This is a genomic window from Streptomyces sp. NPDC054961 (assembly GCF_053609145.1).
On sequence record NZ_JBSGWY010000010.1, the window covers coordinates 40,106 to 60,766 of the forward strand.

A 20,661-nucleotide genomic window follows, 5' to 3' on the forward strand; every position below is an offset into this window, starting at 1 on the left:
GCACACAGTACCAACAACCCCTCGCGCGCCCCGCCCTCTCTTCGTGTGGGTCGGCGCCCCCCCCCAGCTGTGCGTCCGCGCCTAAACCCTCCGCCCCCCCCCCCCCCCCGGCGTGTTCCGGGTTCCGGCGCCGTGTGGCGCGGGGAATGCCGGCGGCAGCGGCCACAATGGACGGGTGAGTACCACCAGCCTTCCCTCCGGTCTGCCCACCCGCCTCCCCTCGTCCGGCCGCGCCGCCGAGCTCCGCGCCGCGATGCTCGCCGCCGGCTTCACCGCCGACGGACTGCTCGACCTGCTCGGCGCCCCCGCCTACGTGGCGCTCGCCCGCAGCGAGACGGTTCCCGCACTGCGCGCCACGCGCGGCGCCGGTGACGGGCCGCTCGCGAGCCTCGTCCGGCTGTTCCTGCTCCAGCAGCCCGTGCCGGCCGCGCATGCCTCGGCCGCGCTGCCCCTCGATGCGGCGCTGGCCGACGGCTGGCTGCGCCGGGAGGAGGCCGGCGACGGCGAGGACACGGTGCACGCCGTCGTGGACGTGCGCCCGTACGGAGGTCCGGAGGGCGAGGACTGGTTCATCGTCTCCGACCTCGGCTGCGCCGTCGGCGGGGCGGGCGGGATCGGGAGCCGGGAGGAGGGCGTGGTCCTCGGAGTCGGCGGCGCGTCCACCACGCTGGCCGGAATCACGGTCCGGACCCCGGTCGCCTCGGCCCTCGACGTCGGCACCGGATCGGGGATCCAGGCGCTGCACGCGGCCCAGCACGCCACCCGGGTCACGGCGACCGACGTCAACCCCCGCGCCCTGGAATTCACCCGGTTGACGCTGGCGCTGTCGGGAGCCCCGGAGGCCGAGCTGCTCGCCGGATCGCTGTTCGAGCCCGTCGGCGGGGCCACGTACGACCTGATCGTGTCGAATCCGCCGTTCGTGATCTCGCCCGGGGCCCGGCTGACGTACCGGGACGGCGGGATGGGCGGCGACGACCTGTGCCGGACGCTGGTCCAGGAGGCGGGCGCCCGGCTCAACCCGGGCGGGTACGCGCAGTTCCTCGGCAACTGGCAGCACGTGGACGGCGAGGACTGGCACGACCGGGTGCGGAGCTGGGTGCCGCGCGGGTGCGATGCCTGGATCGTGCAGCGTGACGTGCAGGACGTCACGCAGTACGCGGAGTTGTGGCTGCGCGACGCGGGGGACCACCGCAGCGACCCCGCCGAGTACGAGCGGCGGTACGAGGACTGGCTGGACGAGTTCGAGGCCCGCAAGACCAAGGCGGTCGGATTCGGCTGGATCACGCTGCGGCGCAGCGACGCGGCCGAGCCGTCGATCGTGGTCGAGGAATGGCCGCACTCGGTGGAACAGCCGCTCGGAGAGGCCGTCCTCGCGCACTTCGCCCGGCAGGACTACCTCCGGGACCACGATGACGCGGCCCTGCTGGAGGGCTATTTCCAGCTGGCCGAGGAGATCGTGCAGGAGCAGGTCGGCGCGCCCGGCGCGGAGGATCCGGAACACGTGGTGCTCCGGCAGAACCGGGGGATGCGGCGCGCGACCAAGGTCGACACGGTCGGCGCCGGCTTCGCCGGGGTGTGTGACGGATCACTGAGCGCGGGCCGGATCCTGGACGCGATCGCGCAGCTGGTGGAGGAGGATCCGGTGGTCCTGAGGGACCGGACGCCGGAGGCGATCCGGATGCTGGTGGAGCAGGGCTTCCTGGAGCCGCTCGCGCAGCCGTCGCCGGAGGCGTAGGGGTCCTTCCGGGGCCCGCGCCCGGCGGGAGGACGCCATCCGGAACGCGTCAGGAACGCCTCCGGAACGCATGCGGAACGCGTACGCCACGCGTGCGGAAGGTGCGCGGACGGCGGGCCGCCCTCTTCCCGCCGGCCGGTCGCCGCCCCGGTCCGGACGGGGGCGGGTGCCCGGCACGGAGCGTCGGCGGCGGAGGGAGTGCGCCCCGCCGCCGGACCCCGGACCGGGACGCGCGTCACCCGCGGAACGGCCGCCGGCGCCCGTGCGGCGCCCGCGTGGATCCGGCCACGCGGCCGGGCGGGACGGGCGGGCGGGGGCGCTCGCGGGCGGCGCGCCGGGTTTCGCCGCGGTTCCCCCCGAGGAGCGCGTGGGGACGCAAACGCCGATGTGAAGAGGGGTGCGGGGGCGGGGCCAGACGGCCCTTCGGCCACTCGGCCCGGTGATCGCGGAGGGCCTGGCGCGGCATCCGGGCGGCAGAAATGGCACTTGTCGGGTTACCGTTCGAGTGGCCGTTGCGGGCTTCTGCCGTTTGACACGGGGGCGGGTTGTACCGTCACACTCCGCAGCGTCGCCGTACCGCGACCGTGTGCCGACCGGAGAGAAGAGCCAAGTTGTCCCCGACTAGCGAGACCGCAAAGGGCGGCCGCCGACTCGTCATCGTCGAGTCCCCTGCCAAGGCGAAGACGATCAAGGGCTACCTCGGCCCGGGATACGTCGTCGAGGCGAGCGTCGGGCACATCCGCGACCTCCCCAGCGGCGCGGCCGAGGTTCCCGACAAGTACACCGGTGAAGTCCGTCGCCTCGGTGTGGACGTCGAACACGACTTCGCGCCGATCTACGTCGTCAACGCCGATAAGAAGGCCCAGGTCAGGAAGCTCAAGGAGCTGCTGGCCGAGTCCGACGAACTCTTCCTCGCCACCGATGAGGACCGCGAGGGCGAAGCCATCGCGTGGCACCTGCAGGAAGTCCTCAAGCCCAAGGTCCCCGTCCACCGGATGGTCTTCCACGAGATCACCAAGGACGCGATCCGCGACGCCGTCGCCAACCCGCGCGAGCTCAACCAGCGCATGGTCGACGCCCAGGAGACCCGCCGCATCCTCGACCGCCTCTACGGCTACGAGGTCTCGCCGGTCCTGTGGAAGAAGGTCATGCCGAAGCTGTCGGCGGGCCGCGTCCAGTCGGTCGCCACCCGCATGGTCGTCGAGAAGGAGCGGGAGCGGATCGCCTTCCGCACCGCCGAGTACTGGGACCTGACCGGCACCTTCGCCACCGGCCGCGCCGGTGACGCCTCGGACCCCTCCACGCTGGTCGCCCGCCTGAACACGGTGGACGGCAAGCGCGTCGCGCAGGGCCGCGACTTCGGCTCGACGGGCCAGCTCAAGAGCGAGGTGCTGCACCTCGACGAGGCGAACGCGCGGGCCCTGGCCGCCGCGCTGGAGCAGACCGCGTTCGCGGTCCGCTCGGTCGAATCCAAGCCGTACCGCCGCTCCCCGTACGCCCCGTTCCGTACGACGACGCTCCAGCAGGAGGCCTCGCGCAAGCTCGGCTTCGGTGCGAAGGCGACGATGCAGGTGGCGCAGAAGCTGTACGAGAACGGCTTCATCACCTATATGCGTACGGACTCCACCACGCTCTCCGACACCGCGGTGTCGGCGGCGCGGGCGCAGGTCACGCAGCTCTACGGCGCCGAGTTCCTGCCGGAGAAGCCGCGCGTCTACGCCGGCAAGGTCAAGAACGCGCAGGAGGCGCACGAGGCGATCCGCCCCTCGGGTGATCGTTTCCGCACTCCCGCCGAGACCGGTCTCACCGGCGACCAGTTCCGCCTGTACGACCTCATCTGGAAGCGGACCGTCGCCTCCCAGATGAAGGACGCGGTCGGCAACTCGGTGACCGTGAAGATCGGCGGCCGCGCGGCGGACGGCCGGGACGCCGAGTTCTCCGCGTCCGGCAAGACGATCACCTTCCACGGCTTCATGAAGGCCTACGTCGAGGGCGCGGACGACCCGAACGCCGAGCTCGACGACCGCGAGAAGCGCCTCCCGCAGGTCGCGGAGGGCGACGCGCTGTCGGCCGAGGAGATCACGTCCGACGGCCACTCGACCAAGCCTCCGGCCCGTTACACCGAGGCCTCGCTGGTCAAGGAGCTCGAGGAGCGCGAGATCGGCCGCCCGTCGACGTACGCGTCGATCATCGGCACGATCCTCGACCGCGGGTACGTCTTCAAGAAGGGCACGGCGCTCGTGCCGTCCTTCCTGTCGTTCGCCGTGGTCAACCTGCTGGAGACGCACTTCGGGCGGCTCGTCGACTACGACTTCACGGCCAGGATGGAGGACGACCTCGACCGCATCGCGCGGGGCGAGGCCCAGTCCGTGCCGTGGCTGAAGCGGTTCTACTTCGGCTCGGAGGACGCGACCGAGGTCGTACCGGCCGACGGCGACCACCTCGGCGGCCTGAAGGAGCTGGTGACCGACCTGGGCGCGATCGACGCCCGGGAGATCTCCTCCTTCCCCGTCGGCGAGGGCATCGTGCTGCGCGTCGGCCGCTACGGGCCGTACGTGGAGCGCGGCGAGAAGGACTCCGAGGGCCACCAGCGGGCGGACGTGCCGGAGGAGATGGCACCGGACGAGCTGACCGTGGAGTACGCGGAGGAGCTGTTCGCGAAGCCGAGCGGCGAGTTCGAGCTGGGCAAGGACCCGGTCAGCGGGAACGAGATCGTCGCGAAGGACGGCCGCTACGGGCCGTACGTGACGGAGATCCTGCCGGAGGGCACGCCGAAGACCGGCAAGAACGCGGTGAAGCCGCGGACGGCCTCGCTGTTCGCGTCGATGAGCCTGGACACGGTCACGCTGGAGGACGCGCTGCGCCTCATGTCCCTGCCGCGGGTCGTGGGCGTGGACGCCGAGGGCGTGGACATCACCGCGCAGAACGGCCGCTACGGCCCGTACCTGAAGAAGGGCACGGACTCGCGGTCGCTGGAGACCGAGGAGCAGCTCTTCTCGATCACGCTGGAGCAGGCGCTGGCGATCTACGCGCAGCCGAAGCAGCGCGGGCGCGCGGCGGCCAAGCCTCCGCTGAAGGAGCTGGGCACCGACCCGGTGAGCGAGAAGCCGGTGGTGGTCAAGGACGGCCGCTTCGGGCCGTACGTGACGGACGGCGAGACGAACGCGACGCTGCGGCGGGACGACGACGTCGAGACGATCACGCCCGAGCGGGGATACGAGCTGCTCGCGGAGAAGCGGGCGAAGGGTCCGGCCAAGAAGACGGCCAAGAAGGCTCCCGCGAAGAAGGCCCCGGCGAAGAAGGCCCCGGCCAAGAAGGCGACGACGGCGAAGACCGCTGCCGCCAAGAAGACGACGGCGAAGAAGACGACGGCCGCGGTGAAGACCGCCGCCAAGAAGGCGGTCGCGAAGAAGGCCGTCGCCGTTCCGGCGGACGAGTAGTCCCGGCACAGGCCGGGCCCCGGCCTCGGCCGTGGTCCCGGTCGGGGTCGTGGTCCCGTTCGTGGCGCCGGACCCGGTTCCGTTCCGCGCCCCGGTTTCGGTACCCGCCCGCGGGCGGTGAAGGGCAGGGCCCGTGCGACGCGCACGGGCCCTGCCCTTTTCGGCGGCGGCGGGACGGCCCCGGGGCGCCGCCCCGGAGGTGGGTCGGGGGTCACACCGGACCTTGTCCACAGGGCTCAGCACCCGCCAAGCGCAGCGGATAGGCTGGGCGGATGACGCGAGCCGAGCAGCCAACGGTCGTGACCGCCACCGCCGACACCGCCACCGCCCCCACCTACGACGAAGCCCTCGCCGCGGACTCCCGCGAGCGGGCGGTGCGCGCCCTGCTGCGCACGCCCAGGCTCCGCCGGCTGTGGAGCGCCCAACTGGTCAGCGGCATCGGTGATGCCCTCGCCCTGCTGGTCCTGGTCCTGCTCGCCTTCCAGGCGGCCGTGGACCAGGAAGCCTTCGGCGGTGGATACATCGGCTGGGCCCTGGCGGTCGCCGCCGTCTTCGGCGTCCGCGTGCTCGCCACCGTCCTGTTCGGCGCCGTCCTCCTGGGGCCCCTGTCCAAGCTCACCGCCCCCGGCGGCTCGCTGGACCGCCGCTGGACGATGATCGGCGCCGACGGGGTCCGGCTCGGCCTGTTCGTGGTCGCCCCGCTGTGGCTCGACTGGCTTCCGGACCAGGCGCTGACCGCCCTGCTCGCCACCGTCTTCGTCTCCGGAGCCGCCGAGCGGCTGTGGGCGCTGGCCAAGGACAGCGCGGCGCCCGCCCTGCTTCCGGCGCCGCCGCCGGAGGGCGCGGCCGTGCGGCCGCTCCCGGACCACCTCGACGCCCTGCGCCGGCTGAACCTCCGCACCTCCTTCGCGGCCCTGCCCGTCGCGGCGGCCGCGCTGCTCGCGGCGACCCTGATCGGCAAGGCCCTCGGCCTCGGCGTCGGCTGGTTCGCCGACAACCAGGCCGCGCTGGGCTCGTACGTGGCCTCCGGCCTCTTCGCGGCCTCCGTGTCGCTGCTGCTCCCGCTGGTACTGCCCGGCACGAAGACCCCCCGGCCGCACTCCCCCTTGGAGGGGCTGCGCGCCCCCAAGGCGGGGGACCGGCCCGAGAAGGGGCGTACGGGGGCCATCCCGCTCCTCGTCCTCGCCTGCGCGGCCGTCGCCGGAGCGATCGCCGCCGCCGCTGCCGTGTCCGTCCTGCACGCCACCGACCTGGGGGGCGGAGCGGCCGCGTTCTCGCTGTTCGTCCTGGCCCTGCTCGGCGGCACCGCCCTCGGCATCCGCGCCACCCAGGCCGGCAAGGTCCTTCCCGCCCTGTCCCGCCGCCGCCTGCTGGCCCTGGCCATCGCGGTGGCCGGGCTGGCGCTGCTGCTGACGGGGCTGGTCCCCGATACCGCGACCGTGGTGTTCCTGTCGCTGCTCGCGGGCACCGCCGCCGGCGTCGCCGCCAACACCGGGCACACGCTGCTGGACCAGGAGACCGAGGAGTTCCGCCGGGCCCGGGTCACCGAGCACCTGCAGGCCGTCGTCCGGGTCGCCGTGGCCGTCGGCGCCGTGGCCGCCCCGCTGCTCGCCGCGGCCATCGGCCCGCACCGGCTGGCCGGCGGCGGGGTCGTCTTCGCGCACGGCGGCGCGGCCTTCACGCTGATGCTGGTCGGCGCCCTGCTGCTGCCGGTCGCCGTGGTCGTCCTGGCCAAGGCCGACGACCGCAGCGGCGTACCGCTGCGCCGCGACCTGCGCGAGGCGCTGCGCGGCGGGGAGCCGGTGCAGGCCGCGTCCGACGCCGGGTTCTTCATCGCCCTGGAGGGCGGCGACGGCGCCGGCAAGTCCACCCAGGTGGACGTGCTGGCCGACTGGATACGCGGCAAGGGCCACGAGGTCGTCGTCACGCGCGAGCCCGGGGCCACCCCGGTCGGCAAGCGGCTGCGCTCGATCCTGCTCGACGTGTCCTCCGCCGGACTCTCGAACCGCGCCGAGGCCCTGCTGTACGCGGCCGACCGCGCCGAACACGTGGACACCGTCGTACGGCCCGCCCTGGAGCGCGGCGCGGTCGTCATCACCGACCGTTACGTCGACTCCTCGGTGGCCTATCAGGGCGCCGGCCGGGACCTGTCCCCGACCGAGATCGCCCGTATCTCGCGCTGGGCCACGGACGGCCTCGTACCGAACCTGACCGTGCTGCTCGACGTGTCGCCGGAGGCGGCCCGGGAGCGGTTCACGGAGGCGCCGGACCGGCTGGAGTCGGAGCCGGCGGAGTTCCACCAGCGGGTGCGGGCCGGATTCCTGACGCTGGCGGCGGCCGACCCCGGGCGCTATCTGGTGGTCGACGCGGGCCAGGACCCGGAGTCGGTGAGTACGGTCGTGCGCCACCGTCTGGACCGGATGCTCCCCCTCTCGGAGGCCGAGGTGGCCGCGCAGGCGGAAGCCCGCCGGCGCGCCGAGGAGGAGGCGAAGCGCAAGGCCGAGGAAGAGGCGGCGCGCAAGGCCGAAGAGGCACGGCTGCTGGCCGAGGAAGAGGCCCGCAAGGCCCGCGAGGCCGAGGAGGCCCGGGTCAGGGCGGAGGCCGAGGCGGCCCGCAAGGCGGCCGAGGAGCGGCTGCGCGCCGAGGAGGAGGCCCGTGAGCGGGCCGAGGCCGAGCGGCTGCGGTGGGAGGCCGAGGAAAAGGCCCGCGCCATCGAGCAGGAGCGGCTGCGCAAGCAGGCGGAGGAGGAGTCCCGGCTGCGCGCCGAGGCCGAGGAACGCCGGGTGGAGAAGCAGCGGCGGGCCGAAGAGGCCCTGCTGAAGGCGGAGGAGGCGCGGCGCCTGGCCGAGGCCTCGGCGGCCGAAGTGGCGGCCGCCGCGAACGCCGCCGCCGCGGCCTCGGCCGCGCGGGCCGCGGCTTCCGCGCCGGTGCCGGGCGTGCCCGCCGCGCCCGCGCCTCCCGCGGCCGCGCCCAGGGCCGACCTGCGCAAGGCCGACGCGCACGAGACCGACGCACGCCAGACCGACGCGCGCCGGACGGACGCGCGCGAGAGCGGCACGCGGGGGCGCGGGGAACCGCACCCCGACGACGCGCTGACGGTCGAGACCCCGGTGGTCAAGCGGGTCGTGCAGCCGGACGACGTCACGCAGACGGTCCCCGTCCCGAAGATCGACCCGGCCGCGGAGACCTCGGTGCTGCCGCCCGTCCGCGCGACGGGCCCGGCCGACGAGACGGCCGTCCTGCCTCCCGTACGCCCGTCGGGCACGGGGCCGCGTACGGCTCCGGGGACGGGCGCCGGTACGGGCGCGAACCAGGCGGGGACGCCCCGCGCGCAGCACTCGGCGTCGCGGCCCACGGCCCAGCGGCCCGCGGAGAACCCGGCCGACCGGGTGCCGCCGGGCATCTTCCGGGACGGCGGCAACGACGCGACCCGCGAGCTGCCCCTCCTCGGCGAGGACGGCCGCCCGCGCCGGGCGCGCTCGGACTGGGCGGAGGAGACCCCGCTCGACGACCTGCCCACGCTGGCGGACGAACTGCTGGGCCGGCGCCGGGACGACGAGGACGACGAAGGCCGCGGTCCGCGCCGCTCCTGACGGGGTTTGTCAGTGGCGCGCGCCACACTGGGTGAGCAGTAGGCACGGACGGTACGCGAGGGGAAGGGTGGTGGGCGGGATGCCCGTATGGGACGACCTGGTGGGACAGGAACGGGTCCAGACGCAGCTGGCCGCCGCCGCCCGCGACGCCGACGCGCTGGTCACCGCCATCGAAGCGGGGACGCAGGCGCCGGCCGCCTCCAAGATGACGCACGCCTGGCTGTTCACCGGCCCGCCCGGCTCCGGGCGCGCCACGGCCGCCCGCGCCTTCGCGGCCGCGCTCCAGTGCACCAGCCCGGACCGTGCGCTCGGCGGAGAGCCGGGCTGCGGGTTCTGCGACGGCTGCCACACCACCGTGATCGGTACGCACGCCGATGTGGAGATCGTCCGCACGGATCAGCTGTCCATCGGCGTGAAGGACACCCGGGCCCTGGTCCGCCGGGCGCAGCTCTCCCCGGCCGTCGGACGCTGGCAGGTCATCGTCCTGGAGGACGCCGACCGCCTCACGGAAGGCGCGGGCAACGTCCTGCTCAAGGCCGTGGAGGAGCCGGCGCCGCGGACCGTGTGGCTGCTGTGCGCGCCCTCGCTGGAGGACGTGCTGCCCACCATCCGCTCCCGCTGCCGGCACCTGACGCTGCGTACTCCGCCCGTGTCCGCCGTCGCCGAGGTGCTGGTCCGGCGCGACGGCATCGAACCGGCCGTCGCACAGGCCGCGGCCCGCGCCACGCAGGGCCACATCGGCCGGGCCCGCCGGCTCGCCACCGACGAGGCGGCGCGCTCGCGCCGGGCCACCGTGCTGAAGCTGCCGATGCGCGTGGACGACGTGGGCGGCTGCCTCAAGGCGGCGCAGGAGCTGGTGGACGCCGCCGCCGAGGACGCCAAGCAGGTCGCGGAGGAAGTGGACGCCAAGGAGACCGAGGAGCTGAGGGCCGCGCTCGGCGCCGGGGCCGGTACGGGCGGACGGATGCCGCGCGGTACGGCAGGCGTGATGAAGGAGCTGGAGGACCGGCAGAAGCGCAGGCGTACGCGTACGCAGCGCGACAGCCTCGACCTGGCGCTGACCGACCTCACCGCCTTCTACCGGGACGTGCTGGTCCTCCAGCTGGGCTCTTCGCTGGACCTCGCGAACGTGGAGATACGCCAGGACCTGGACCGGATCGCCCGCGCGTCGGGCCCGGAGCGGACGCTGCGGCGCATCGAGGCGATCATCGCGTGCAGGCAGGCACTGGACCGCAACGTGGCCCCGCTGCTCGCCGTCGAGGCGATGACGATGTCGCTGCGCGCGGGCTGAGGGCGGTCGGGCCGGCGGGCCGGCGGGCCGGCCTCCCCGGCGTGCTCTCCCGGCTCCACATGCCTTCTCCACGTGCCGCTCCACGTGCCCGTTCGGTCCTTCCGCTCGGTTCTTCCGCTGGGCCTCTCCGTTCCGTCCCGCGTCACCTCTGGTTGACGACTTCACCCGTTCGGGCGGTTCGGGCGGCGGGTCCGCGACGGCGCCCGTCCGGTGCGGGGCGGGGGACCGCGCCCGTGCGGTCGTCCGCCGCTCAGGGTGCGGGCCGCCCGACCCGGCGTGTCCGCAGGCCGTAGGCTCCGGGGATGGACACCAGTCGCCTGCTGCGCACCACCGGTACCGTGATCGCCGCCGCGGGGCTGTTCCTCTCGGGATGCACCTCGGGTGGTTCGGGGGGACCCCGGGCCTCCGCGTCGCCGGGAGGGGGTTCCGCCGCGCCCTCGGCCGAAGCGGGCGCCGTTCCGGCCGCGCTGCGCCCGTACTACGACCAGAAGCTGAGCTGGCGCGAGTGCGGCGTCCCCGGCTTCGACTGCAGCACCATGAAGGCCCCGTTGGACTACGACCACCCCGAGTCCGGAGACATCGACATCGCGGTGGCCCGGCGCAAGGCCACCGCCCCCGGCAAGCGGCTCGGCTCGCTGGTGGTCAACCCGGGCGGTCCGGGCGGCTCCGGGATCGGATACCTCCAGGCCTACGCGGGCATCGGCTACCCGGCGCAGGTCCGCGCCGCGTACGACATGGTCTCCTTCGACCCGCGCGGCGTGGACCGCAGCAGCCCCGTGGAGTGCCTGACCGGCCCGGCCATGGACAAGTACACGCAGGTGGACCAGACCCCGGACAACGCGGCGGAGCAGGCCCAGCTCGTGGCGGCCTTCAAGGAGTTCGCCGCCGCCTGCCAGGCCCGCTCGCAGCGGATCCTGCCGCACGTCTCGACCGTGGACGCGGCCCGTGACATGGACGTGCTGCGCGCGGCCCTGGGCGACGAGAAGCTGTCGTACGTCGGCGCCTCGTACGGCACCTTCCTCGGGGCGACGTACGCGGAGCTCTTCCCGGGCCGGACCGGCCGGCTGGTCCTGGACGGGGCGATGGACCCGTCCCGTCCGGCGCTCGAACTGAACCGGGACCAGACCGAGGGCTTCGAGACGGCCTTCCGGGCCTTCGCGGCGGACTGCGCCAAGCAGCCGGACTGCCCGCTCGGCCAGGGCAGCCCGGACGCGGTGGCGGAGCGCCTGAAGGAGTTCTTCCGCAAGGTGGACGCCCAGCCGGTCCCCACCACCGACCGGGCCCGCACCGGGCTCGGCGAGTCCCTGGCGACGACCGGGGTGATCGCCGCGCTGTACGACGAGAACGCCTGGCCGCAGCTGCGCGAGGCGCTCTCGGCCGCGATCAACGACGACGACGGCAACGGCCTGCTCGCCCTGGCCGACAGCTACTACGAGCGCGGACCGGACGGCAAGTACGCCAACCTCATGTCCGCGAACGCCGCCGTCAACTGCCTCGACCAGCCCCCGGCCTTCGACGGCCCCGCAGCCGTCGACAAGGCGCTGCCCTCCTTCACCAAGGCCTCCCCGGTCTTCGGCCCGGGCCTCGCCTGGGCCTCGCTGAACTGCGCGTACTGGCCGACCAAGCCCACGGGCAAGGCCGCCGCGCTCCACGCGAAGGGCGCCCCGCCGATCGTGGTGGTCGGCACCACCCGCGACCCGGCGACCCCGTACAAGTGGGCCCAGTCCCTGGCGGGCCAACTCGACTCGGGCGTGCTGCTGACGTACGACGGGGACGGCCACACCGCGTACGGCCGCGGCAGCGAGTGCATCGACTCGGCGATCAACCGCTACCTGCTGGAAGGCACCCCTCCGCAGGACGGAAAGAAGTGCTGACCCGCCTCCCCGGCCCCTGTTCGAGGCACCCCGTTTAACCCTGTAGACTTGGCGCCGCTGCTGATGAGAGCCTCCCACCAGGGAAATTCTTGTCTTCCCAGCGGTGCCGCCTTAGCTCAGCTGGCCAGAGCAACGCACTCGTAATGCGTAGGTCTCGGGTTCGAATCCCGAAGGCGGCTCTGTAGAAGCCCCAGGACTCACTCGCCGTGACCTGGGGCTTTTGCTATTTCCGGGATCGGCCGGCGCGTGGGGCGGCCGATCCCGGAACTCCATGCGTGAGCGGATGGGCGGATTTCGGGGCCACGGGGTATGTGTTGCGTCGTGCCGTGGCGGCCTGAGCCGGAGTGGGTGGCCTTCTTCCTCCTCTTGGCTTTCGCCTTCTCGGCCCGCTGGGCCTTCTTGGCGGCCTTGCGCGCCTGCTCTTCCTGCTCTGCCTTGCGTTGGAGGGGGACCCCGTGTTGTCGTGCTTGCGCTTCTGGCACGGGTATCGGCGCCGGATTCCTACCGGCGCAGCTCTTCCTCGATGAGAGCCGTGATTGTCGGCCAAGGGACACGCAGGACGCCGAAGAGAGACCAGTAGTCGAACGCCTCGCGGACGATGGCGCTGACGCCGAGGTGCGCAACATCAGGGTCGATCGCGCCTATGACCCGGCGGGTGACGCCCCCAGCCCCGCGGGGCGCGGGATTGATCCCGTGGCCAAGGAGGAGCGTGGCGGTGCGAACGGCGTCCAGCGTCGCTGGAGGCGCCGTGTCAGCGAAGCGCCCGTAAATCAGAGCCTGCCATTGTTGCTGCGTACGTGCCCAGGCGAGACGTTCCAGGCCGGTTCCGAGGTCGACGGCCATGCAGGTCGGGTCGTCGGAGTTCCACAGGAGGACGATGTCGCCAAGGTCGAGGCCGAGGTGGCGGCAGTGCAGGGTGATGCCTGCGACCTCGCGCCGGCGCCAGGGGGTGAGAGTCCCGTGGATGCTCACGTGGCGGGCGTGGAAGCCGAGTTGGGAGAGGACGGAGAGCCAGCCGTCGAGGATGGCGCCGTACTCGTCGAGTCGTTCTATGGGCTGGACGCGGGAGACATTGACGAAGGAGGTCAGGAAGCCGTCGCGCAGGTTGCCCGAGGCGTCGCGTTCACCGGTGAAGCGGACGACGGGCTGGGGGAGGAAGCCGCGGCGGTACGTCTGGCGCTTTCCGTCCTTGAGGAGCGGGTCGAGTGCCTGGACTGCTGAGATGGTGAGCTCTGTGTCGCGTCCCCAGCGGAGCGGGAGACAGTCGTCGCGTGGAGCGCCGATGTCGGCGAAGGCGGTCTGCAGGCTGTGGAGGAGTTCCTCCCACGAAGGCAGCCGACGCGGCGGGCGGTAGGGGGTGTCTCGGCGCGGGTGCTGGATTTCGATACGGGGGCCGTCGACGGTGAACTCCCAGCGGGGGCCTAACGCCGCGCGAAGCACGGTGGGTATGCGCAAGGCCAGGGCGTCGCCGGTCGCACGGCTGGCCGCAGTCAGCACGATCGAGCCGCCATTGCCGAGAAGTGCCGCGCGGGGTCGAAGCGGCGCATGCCGATCTCTTGGACCTGACTGTGATCGAGGTCCTCGGCCTGTTCGATGGCGTGTGCCAGCCGACGGGCCGCCGCCTCGTCGTCCTCGTTGGGGTTGGCCACGGTGATGGCACCGGTCTGGTCGCACAGGGCGGCTTCGGCGCAGGTTCCAGTGCGCCAGGTGAGGGCGGCCATGGGGGTGCCGGCGCGGAGGGACTCGCCGAAGACGGCGGCGCCGGCCTCCACGTAGGTGCGGGCGTAGGTGTAGACGAAGACGGAGGCGTCGCGGAGAGCGGCCGTCTTGGCGGGGCCGCCGAGTTCGCCGACCCACTCGACGTGGTCCGCTCCGAAGAGGCGGCCGTGGCTCTGTACGTAGTCGTGATCGAAGACCGGGCCGACGACGCGGATCTTCCGGCCCAGGATCTGGGCAGCGCGTACGGCCAGGTGCGACGCCTTCTCGGCGTCGATGCGGCCGAGCCAGACCAGATCCTGTCCCGCGCTGGCCGGCGGCTCCTCCTCGTTGAGACCGAGGTGGACGGCCAGCTCGGAGATCGGCTGGTGGTCGGCGTATCGCTCGATCATCTCGGGCGAGTAGCAGTAGAGGCGGGACCGCTTGCCGTCGAAGGCGGTGGCGGTGTGCTGGAAGACCGGCGAGTGCTGGAACGTGGCGACGTCGCAGTCCAGAGCATTCCAAGTGCGGGTCCAGGCAGGCAGCGAGGGGTACTCGTGCCCCACGACCAGGAGGTCGTACCCGGTGTCGCGGAGCTCGCGCTCGGCGAGCGATCCGGCGGTGATGTCCTCCAGGCGGACCGGCTTGCGGACCCAGTCGTGTTCCAGGTCCGTGAGCCAGGCCTGCCCGAGGAGGTGTACGTCGGCGCCTGCGGCTCGGGCGCCTACGGCGACCGCCCACAGCCATCGTTCGATCCCGCCGTACCCGGCGGGTGGAAAGGCGTAGCTACCAGGGAAGTCGCAGACGCCGACGAGCACTTATGCCTCCGGTGTTCCGTCCGCCGAGATACGGCGGAAGCCGAGGTACGGGAAGAGAGATTCGGGAAGGACGAGGGAGCCGTCCTGCTGCTGGCACTGTTCGAGGAGCGCGGCCAGGGTGCGGCCGATGGGCAGGCCTGATCCGTTGAGGGTGGCGACGAGCTTGGGCTTGCCGTCCTCGCCTCGGGTGCGGATGTTCGCGCGGCGGGCCTGGAAGGTGCCGAAGTTCGAGATCGAGGAGATCTCGCGGTACGTGTTCTGGCTGGGGATCCAGACCTCGATGTCGTACGTGAGCTGGGCGGAGAAGCCCGTGTCACCGGCGGCCAGTTTGACGACGCGGTAGGCGAGGCCGAGCTCCTTCAGGCACGCCTCGGCGTGGCCGACCATCGTCTCCAGCGTGGCGTCCGCGTCCGCGGGGTCGACCATCTGGACGATCTCGACCTTGGCGAACTGGTGCTGGCGGATCAGGCCTCGGGTGTCACGACCGTACGAGCCCGCCTCGGACCGGAAGCACGGCGTGTGCGCGGTCAGGGACAGTGGCAGGTCGGCCGGCGGGATGATCTCGTCGGCGTAGAGGTTGGTCAGCGGTACCTCGGCCGTCGGGATGAGGAACAGCTCACGGTCGGCTACGCCGGTCTTGAACAGGTCCTCCTCGAACTTCGGCAGCTGTCCGGTGCCTGTCATCGTCTTGCGGGTGACCAGGTAGGGGACCGCGTGCTCGACATACCCGTGGCGACGGGTGTGGATGTCGAGGAAGAGCGTCGCCAGGGCGCGCTCCAGGGCGGCGCCCGCCCCGCGGGAGACGACGAACCGGGGGCCCGACAGCTTAGTCGCCCGGGCGAAGTCGAGCATGCCGGTGCTTTCGCCGAGGTCGACGTGGTCCTTCGGCTCGAAGGAGAAGGCCGGCGGGGTGCCGACGCGCCGGACCTCGACTGCGAACTCGTCGGAGTCGCCGTCCGGGGCCGTGTCGTCCGGCAGGTTCGGGATGGTGAGGAGCAGATCGGTCAGCTCCTCCTGCACCTGCTCCTGCTCGGTGTCGATGTCCCGGATCTGGTCCTTCAGCTCACGGGCGCGCTCCTTCAGCTTGGAGATATCGCCGCCCTGCTTGGCCGTCTGCTGGACTTCGCTCGCCACCCGCTTGGCCTCCGCCCGCAGCTCGTCGGCTGAGCGGATGCTCTGGTTGCGCCGGGACTGGAGGTCTTCCAGCCGGGACAGGTCCAGGGAGTAACCGCGACGAGCGAGCCGACGAACTGCTTCGGCACCCATTTCAATCAGGGCGCGGGCGTCATGCATGAGGAAGATCCTTTTTATCCAGCGAGTGGGATGGGGATACCCCATCGACGTTAGCAACCGTCGACCCCTCGCTGATCCGCAATATCGCCGCGTCACTGGCGCCGGTGATCTCCCTGCGCGCACCCGAATCAAGATCGCCCAGGAGTGCGGTGATCAGAATGGGCAGCTCGTCATCGGGAATGGCGACCGGCTCGACGTACGGGGCCTCGGGGAAGAACAGCGGCATGGCCTCTCCCTCCGCGCGGTCGCGGTACCAGAGGAGGACCGAAACCAGCAGGCCGTGCCCGACGAGGACCCGGGGCCCAGGGCGCTCCAGAGCCCCGAGCACTCCGGCGAGCATCCTGCGGATGCCCTCGCGCTGAGACTCGGAAGCGCCGGGTGGGCGCTCGCCGGAGCCGTGCGTGTCGAGCCAGACGGCGTATTCGAGGAAGGGGCTGCTCTCGAATTCCCCGTAGTCCAGTTCGTTCAGCCGGGGGTCGACCACGAGCCCGGCGGACGGGACACCCATCAGCAGCGAGGTCGTCTGGCGAGCCCTCGGGAATTCGCTGGTCAGCCACGTGGCCACCGAGTGCAGGGGGAGCGTGGTCCAGGGGCGGCGCAGGGAGTGCCGGCCTTCCTCGTTGAGGTGGATGTGCTTGGTCGGGTCGCCGTTGACCAGGTAGCGCTTGCTGTAGTTGGTCTGGCCGTGACGGAGGACGTACGTCGTCATCGGTCACCCCCTGCTCCAGTAGCCAGCAGATCGGACAGGGCCGCGGCGATCTTCGGTTCCGCGGGGTCGTGGATCTCCCTGTAGTAGAGGAGGCCATCGACAGCGAGGGCCCTGCACCACGGCAGGATCTCCGGTACGGGGATGCGGGAGATCCGAGCGGCGGTGGCCAGCCGATCGGCCATCCCCTGTTCGAGGTCGTAATAGACGCTCCAGAAGGCCCAGTCGAAGGCTGCGTCACCTTCCACAGGGTGTGGATCGATCAGGTGTGGTTGCCGCCGCGCGTCGAAGATGACGTTCTCCGCGTACAGGTCCGCGTGCAGGACCGTAGTCCGGGCAGGGGCGTGACTGAGGCCGGCAAGCCCGTGGCACGCCTCCCGTATAAGTCCTTCACGGGTGCCGAGGTCGAGCGCCTGCGCTCGTTGGTGGATGCGAGGCAGAACGACCTCGCGCGTGAAGTCGGTCAGCATGGGCACGCCCGATCCGGGCCTCCGGCGGCCAAGGGCATGGAGCCTGTGGATCGCGCCGGCCACCGATTGCGTCTCCCGTGCGGGACGACCGACGCCTCCGGGCCGTCCGCCGACCAGCTCCAGGGCCGCCACCGAGAGGTCATCCGCCGCTTCGACTACGTTCGCGGTCGGGCCGCCAGCCCATACCCGTAATGCGGTGATCTCGTGGCGGTAGCGGATGGGGTCGACCCACGCCTTCAGAACCAACCGGCTCCCGTCGGGTGCCACGGCGAGCGCGACCGCCGAGGCGTGTCCGGCATCGTGGTAGCCCCTCAGCGAGAGGTCCCACCGCTTCGCCGCCTCGGCCAAGAGGCCCGGGGCGGCCTCCAGCCACTCCTGGACCGACGGACCGTAGTGCGCGAGCAGCCGCTCCCGACACCCCGAGGGCACATCTCCGAGCGTCTGCGTCGCCATCAGCTCAGCACGATCCCGTCGGAGACCAGCTCGTCCGTGAGGGAGGGGAAGCCCTCCAGTGCCTCGGCCACGAGCGCCTGGACCTTGTCGGTCTCGGCGTCCGGGGAGGACAGCCGGATCAGGATCCGCCACGGCTGGTCGAGGCGCTGGCCGGTGGTGCTGACCAGGTGCACCTCCGCGTGCCCGTCGGTGGCCTCGTGCAGCCGCTCGGCCAGGCGCTGGGCGGCGATGTTGTAGAGCTTGCCGACGTGGTAGACGGGGTTCTTGCCGTTGGCGCCCTCCAGGTTCATGGGCCGCAGCGGCGTGATCAGTCCGTTGACCCGGTTGCCGCGGCCGACGACGCCCTCGTCGCCGGACTCGATCGAGCTGCCTGTGTACGTCAGGTACAGCTCGTCCTTCTCCGGGACGTCGCGGGCGTTGAGCCGGAAGCGGGCCGGTGCGCCGGGGAGGCGGAGGCTGGCCATGCGGTAGCACTCGGCCAGGACGGTCTCGGCATTGCGGACGTACTCGGCGCGGCTGCCGACGTGGCGCGACTTCTGCGGGACGCACAGGACGACGTCGGCCTGGTCCCCGTCCCAGTAGCCCATGAGCTTGACGTCGGAGCCGCACCAGGCGTGGGAGAGGGTGAAGTCGCTCTCGCCGGAGAAGTGGTTCACCAGCTCGCGGACGAACGACTCGAAGGCGTTCTCCGGGGCCCACCCGGTGCCGAGGGAGGTGTCGTTCGAGAGTCGCACCCGACGCTCTCGCAGGTCGTCGATGGAGCGTGGGTTGAACCAGCGGGTGCGGTCCGGCACCGTGTCGCCCGTGAGGACCGCGCCGGGGCTGGAGTTGCTGGTGATGTTGAACGTGATGTCGAGGTGGTCCGACACTTCCGGGAGCCGCTCGGCGAAGAACGCCCTGACCTCGGCCTCGACGATCTCCTCGACGGGGATCGTCTCGCCTCCGCACATGGGCGCGGCCCGCCCGTTGACCAAGACACGGACCGGGGCCGTCATCCGACCAGCGCCGTAGCGGACCTCGCTGGCCCCGCCGAGGAGGGCGAGCTTGTCGAAGTTGTGGTGCAGCACTGCGCCGAAGCGCTGGACCGTGTAGTGGCTGTAAGCGCGGGACAGCCGCTCGGCGAGGTGGTCGGCCAGGGTGTCGGGGTGGCCGAGTCCCTTCCGCTCGACGATCGTCGTCGCATCGGGCTCGGCGGTGCCCGTCTCGATGGACAGGCAACCGCCCTCAGTCGTGATGGTTTTACGCATGACAAACTCCGATCTCTCTGCCTGAAGAAGACGGGTGGGACGGATGGGCGTCATTAGCCAAAGCCGGTTGATGCAGGTTGAGTTGCTCGCATTTCCCAGCGGCGTTCTCGGTCTGTTGCGACAGTAGCCAGGGCACCCCGCGACACCCCGGAAAAACCTTCCGGGGTCCACTTCGGCCACGAGGTGATGATCAGGACATGCGAGGGATGACAGAGAACCTGACCATCGGGGAGCGCGTTGCCTGGTACCGGCGGCGGCGCGGCCTCTCCCAAGAGGTCCTGGCCGGCCTTGTCGGCCGCACGACGGACTGGCTGAGCAAGGCGGAGAACAACCGGATCGAGCTTGATCGCCTCTCGGTGATCACCTCACTCGCCGACGCCCTCGACGTCTCTCTCGGAGACCTACTCGCGGAGCCGACGCTCATGGAGTGGTCGGCCGACAGCGGACACCGCACAGTCCCCGCGCTACGCGAAGCGCTGATGGACTACAAGCAGCTCACGCCCCTGTTGGGCCCTGCACCCGATGACGAACCACCTGCCCTACAGGACCTTCGAGCCAACGTGGGCGACGTCCTCGACGCCTACCAGGCATCCCGCTACGGCTTCGCCACCCGACGTCTTCCCCTCGTCCTGGCCGACGCGCTCGCCGCATCCCGCGCCTACTCGGGGTACGAGGGGGAGGAGGCTAATGCCCTGCTCGCCCTCGCCTACCACGGAGCAGCCATGGTGCTGGGGAAGGTCGGAGAGCCCGAACTGGCATGGATCGCCGCTGACCGCGGTCTGGCAGCCGCGCAGCACAGCGGCCGAAGCGAGGTCACGGGTTCGCTTTTCCGAGCGGTCACGCACTGCCTCCTGGCCACCGGACGCTTCACGGCAGCGGTCCAGCTCGTGAACGACGCGGCAGCCGTCATGCAGCCGGAACTGGGCACTGCAAACGACGAGTACCTCTCGGTGTACGGGACGCTGTTCCTCACCGGGGCGATGGCCGCCGCACGAGCAGAGGACCGGGCAGCTACGCAGACCTTCCTCCGAGAGGCCGACGAGACCGCGCAGCGACTCGGCGCCGATGCCAACCACATGTGGACAGCCTTCGGTCCGACGAACGTCGCGATCCACTGCGTAGCCACCGCCGGCGAACTCGGCGACATTCAGATCGCCGCGGACCTCGGCGCACACATCGACACCAGCGGAATGCCAGTGGAACGGCGCGTGCGGCACAGCCTCGAAGTTGCCAGGGCGCTGAGTGCCTGGAACCGGACCGACGAAGCCCTGGCCGTCCTCCTGGAAGCTGAACAGGCGGCCCCTGAACAGGTCCGTCACCACTACATGAGCCGAGAACTGGTCATCGGCTGGATACGCGGTACCCGAGGCCGGCCCTCCCATCCCGTGGCCGACCTGGCACGCAGGCTCCGCATCATCGCTGGCGGCTAGAGTCGAATCCGTGAGCGAGAACGAGCATGAAGCGAAGATGGCCCACCCCCGCATGGCGGCCGGCGCTCTCTTCTTCGACGAAGCTGATCGAGTCCTCCTCGTCGAGCCGTCGTACAAGGACTACCGAGACCTTCCCGGCGGATACGTCGAACAGGGCGAGTCGCCCCGACAGGCATGTGTGCGCGAAGTCCACGAAGAACTGGGCATCAAGCCCCACATCGGCCGCCTCCTCGTCGTCGACTGGGCGCCGAACCCGGGAGAGGGAGACAAGGTCCTCTACCTCTTCGACGGCGGCCGCCTAAGCGCAGACCACCGCCAACAGATCGCACTCCAAGCGGACGAGCTCCGCGGCTACGACTTCCACGACGCTGAGCAGGTGCCAGACCTCACCATCCCCCGCCTCGCGCGCCGAATCGTCGCTGGAGTCCAGGCCCGAACGAGTGGCTTGACCGCGTACCTGGAACACGGGCAGCCTCCGGAACCAACAACCTGAGACCACTTCCCGACTCAGACAAGGGCATGCCGGTGCATGAGTCTTGGCAAGCCCCCTGCGGGCATTACGACTAGGGCTGTCCTACCTGCCCAATTTTCCTCCGCATATTGATCACGTCCTCGT

General features: G+C 71.6%; 13 protein-coding genes and 1 tRNA gene. 8 read left to right on the forward strand and 6 right to left on the reverse strand.

What is annotated here, in order from left to right:
• Positions 1-253 precede the first annotated feature (253 nt).
• From ACWF9Z_RS12445 to ACWF9Z_RS12470, 6 genes are all read left to right on the forward strand, one after another.
• Positions 254-1,735 carry a DUF7059 domain-containing protein gene (locus tag ACWF9Z_RS12445; protein WP_453601097.1) on the forward strand — a complete coding sequence of 494 codons (1,482 nt, stop codon included), beginning with the start codon at positions 254-256 and terminating at the stop codon, positions 1,733-1,735.
• 611 nt (positions 1,736-2,346) lie between these two features.
• Positions 2,347-5,175: a type I DNA topoisomerase gene (gene topA, locus ACWF9Z_RS12450; RefSeq protein ID WP_453600829.1), complete on the forward strand. Its 2,829-nt coding sequence runs from the start codon at positions 2,347-2,349 to the stop codon at positions 5,173-5,175.
• A 272-nt stretch (positions 5,176-5,447) separates the two neighbouring features.
• Entirely contained in the window at positions 5,448-8,768 is a 3,321-nt protein-coding gene (gene tmk, locus ACWF9Z_RS12455; RefSeq protein ID WP_453600833.1) for a dTMP kinase, read from the forward strand.
• 79 nt (positions 8,769-8,847) lie between these two features.
• Positions 8,848-10,059 (forward strand): DNA polymerase III subunit delta', encoded by a 1,212-nt coding sequence (locus tag ACWF9Z_RS12460; RefSeq protein WP_453600836.1) that lies wholly within the window; start codon positions 8,848-8,850, stop codon positions 10,057-10,059.
• 302 nt (positions 10,060-10,361) lie between these two features.
• Positions 10,362-11,933, forward strand: a complete 1,572-nt coding sequence (locus tag ACWF9Z_RS12465; protein ID WP_453600839.1) for an alpha/beta hydrolase — start codon at positions 10,362-10,364, stop codon at positions 11,931-11,933.
• 105 nt (positions 11,934-12,038) lie between these two features.
• Positions 12,039-12,112, forward strand: a tRNA-Thr gene (locus tag ACWF9Z_RS12470).
• A 322-nt stretch (positions 12,113-12,434) separates the two neighbouring features.
• On the opposite strand, the gene ACWF9Z_RS12475 is transcribed toward ACWF9Z_RS12470, so the two are convergent.
• Genes ACWF9Z_RS12475 through ACWF9Z_RS12500 form a run of 6 tightly spaced genes read right to left on the reverse strand, consistent with a single transcriptional unit; the run spans position 12,435 to position 18,615 of the window.
• Positions 12,435-13,388: a hypothetical protein gene (locus ACWF9Z_RS12475; RefSeq protein ID WP_453600840.1), complete on the reverse strand. Its 954-nt coding sequence runs from the start codon at positions 13,386-13,388 to the stop codon at positions 12,435-12,437.
• A gap of 35 nt (positions 13,389-13,423) precedes the next feature.
• On the reverse strand, positions 13,424-14,446 hold the full coding sequence (locus ACWF9Z_RS12480) for a glycosyltransferase (RefSeq protein WP_453600843.1): 1,023 nt from the start codon (positions 14,444-14,446) through the stop codon (positions 13,424-13,426).
• Entirely contained in the window at positions 14,447-15,739 is a 1,293-nt protein-coding gene (gene serS / locus ACWF9Z_RS12485; RefSeq protein ID WP_453600845.1) for a serine--tRNA ligase, read from the reverse strand.
• Entirely contained in the window at positions 15,732-16,448 is a 717-nt protein-coding gene (locus ACWF9Z_RS12490; RefSeq protein WP_453600848.1) for a histidine phosphatase family protein, read from the reverse strand. The genes serS and ACWF9Z_RS12490 overlap by 8 nt, the downstream gene beginning before the upstream one ends.
• The gene (locus tag ACWF9Z_RS12495; RefSeq protein ID WP_453600850.1) at positions 16,445-17,368 is read right to left on the reverse strand and encodes an aminoglycoside phosphotransferase family protein; all 924 of its coding nucleotides are present in this window, start codon (positions 17,366-17,368) and stop codon (positions 16,445-16,447) included. Before ACWF9Z_RS12495 ends, ACWF9Z_RS12490 begins: the two co-directional genes overlap by 4 nt.
• A complete protein-coding gene (locus tag ACWF9Z_RS12500; protein WP_453600853.1) occupies positions 17,368-18,615 on the reverse strand; it encodes a methionine adenosyltransferase in 1,248 nt (415 codons plus the stop codon). Before ACWF9Z_RS12500 ends, ACWF9Z_RS12495 begins: the two co-directional genes overlap by 1 nt.
• Positions 18,616-18,821: 206 nt before the next feature.
• Between ACWF9Z_RS12500 and ACWF9Z_RS12505 the strand changes: the two genes are divergently transcribed.
• Complete coding sequence (locus tag ACWF9Z_RS12505; RefSeq protein ID WP_453600856.1) at positions 18,822-20,045, forward strand: helix-turn-helix domain-containing protein; 1,224 nt, start codon at positions 18,822-18,824, stop codon at positions 20,043-20,045.
• Between the two features lie 10 nt (positions 20,046-20,055).
• A complete protein-coding gene (locus ACWF9Z_RS12510) occupies positions 20,056-20,538 on the forward strand; it encodes an NUDIX domain-containing protein (RefSeq protein ID WP_453600859.1) in 483 nt (160 codons plus the stop codon).
• Positions 20,539-20,661 lie beyond the last annotated feature (123 nt).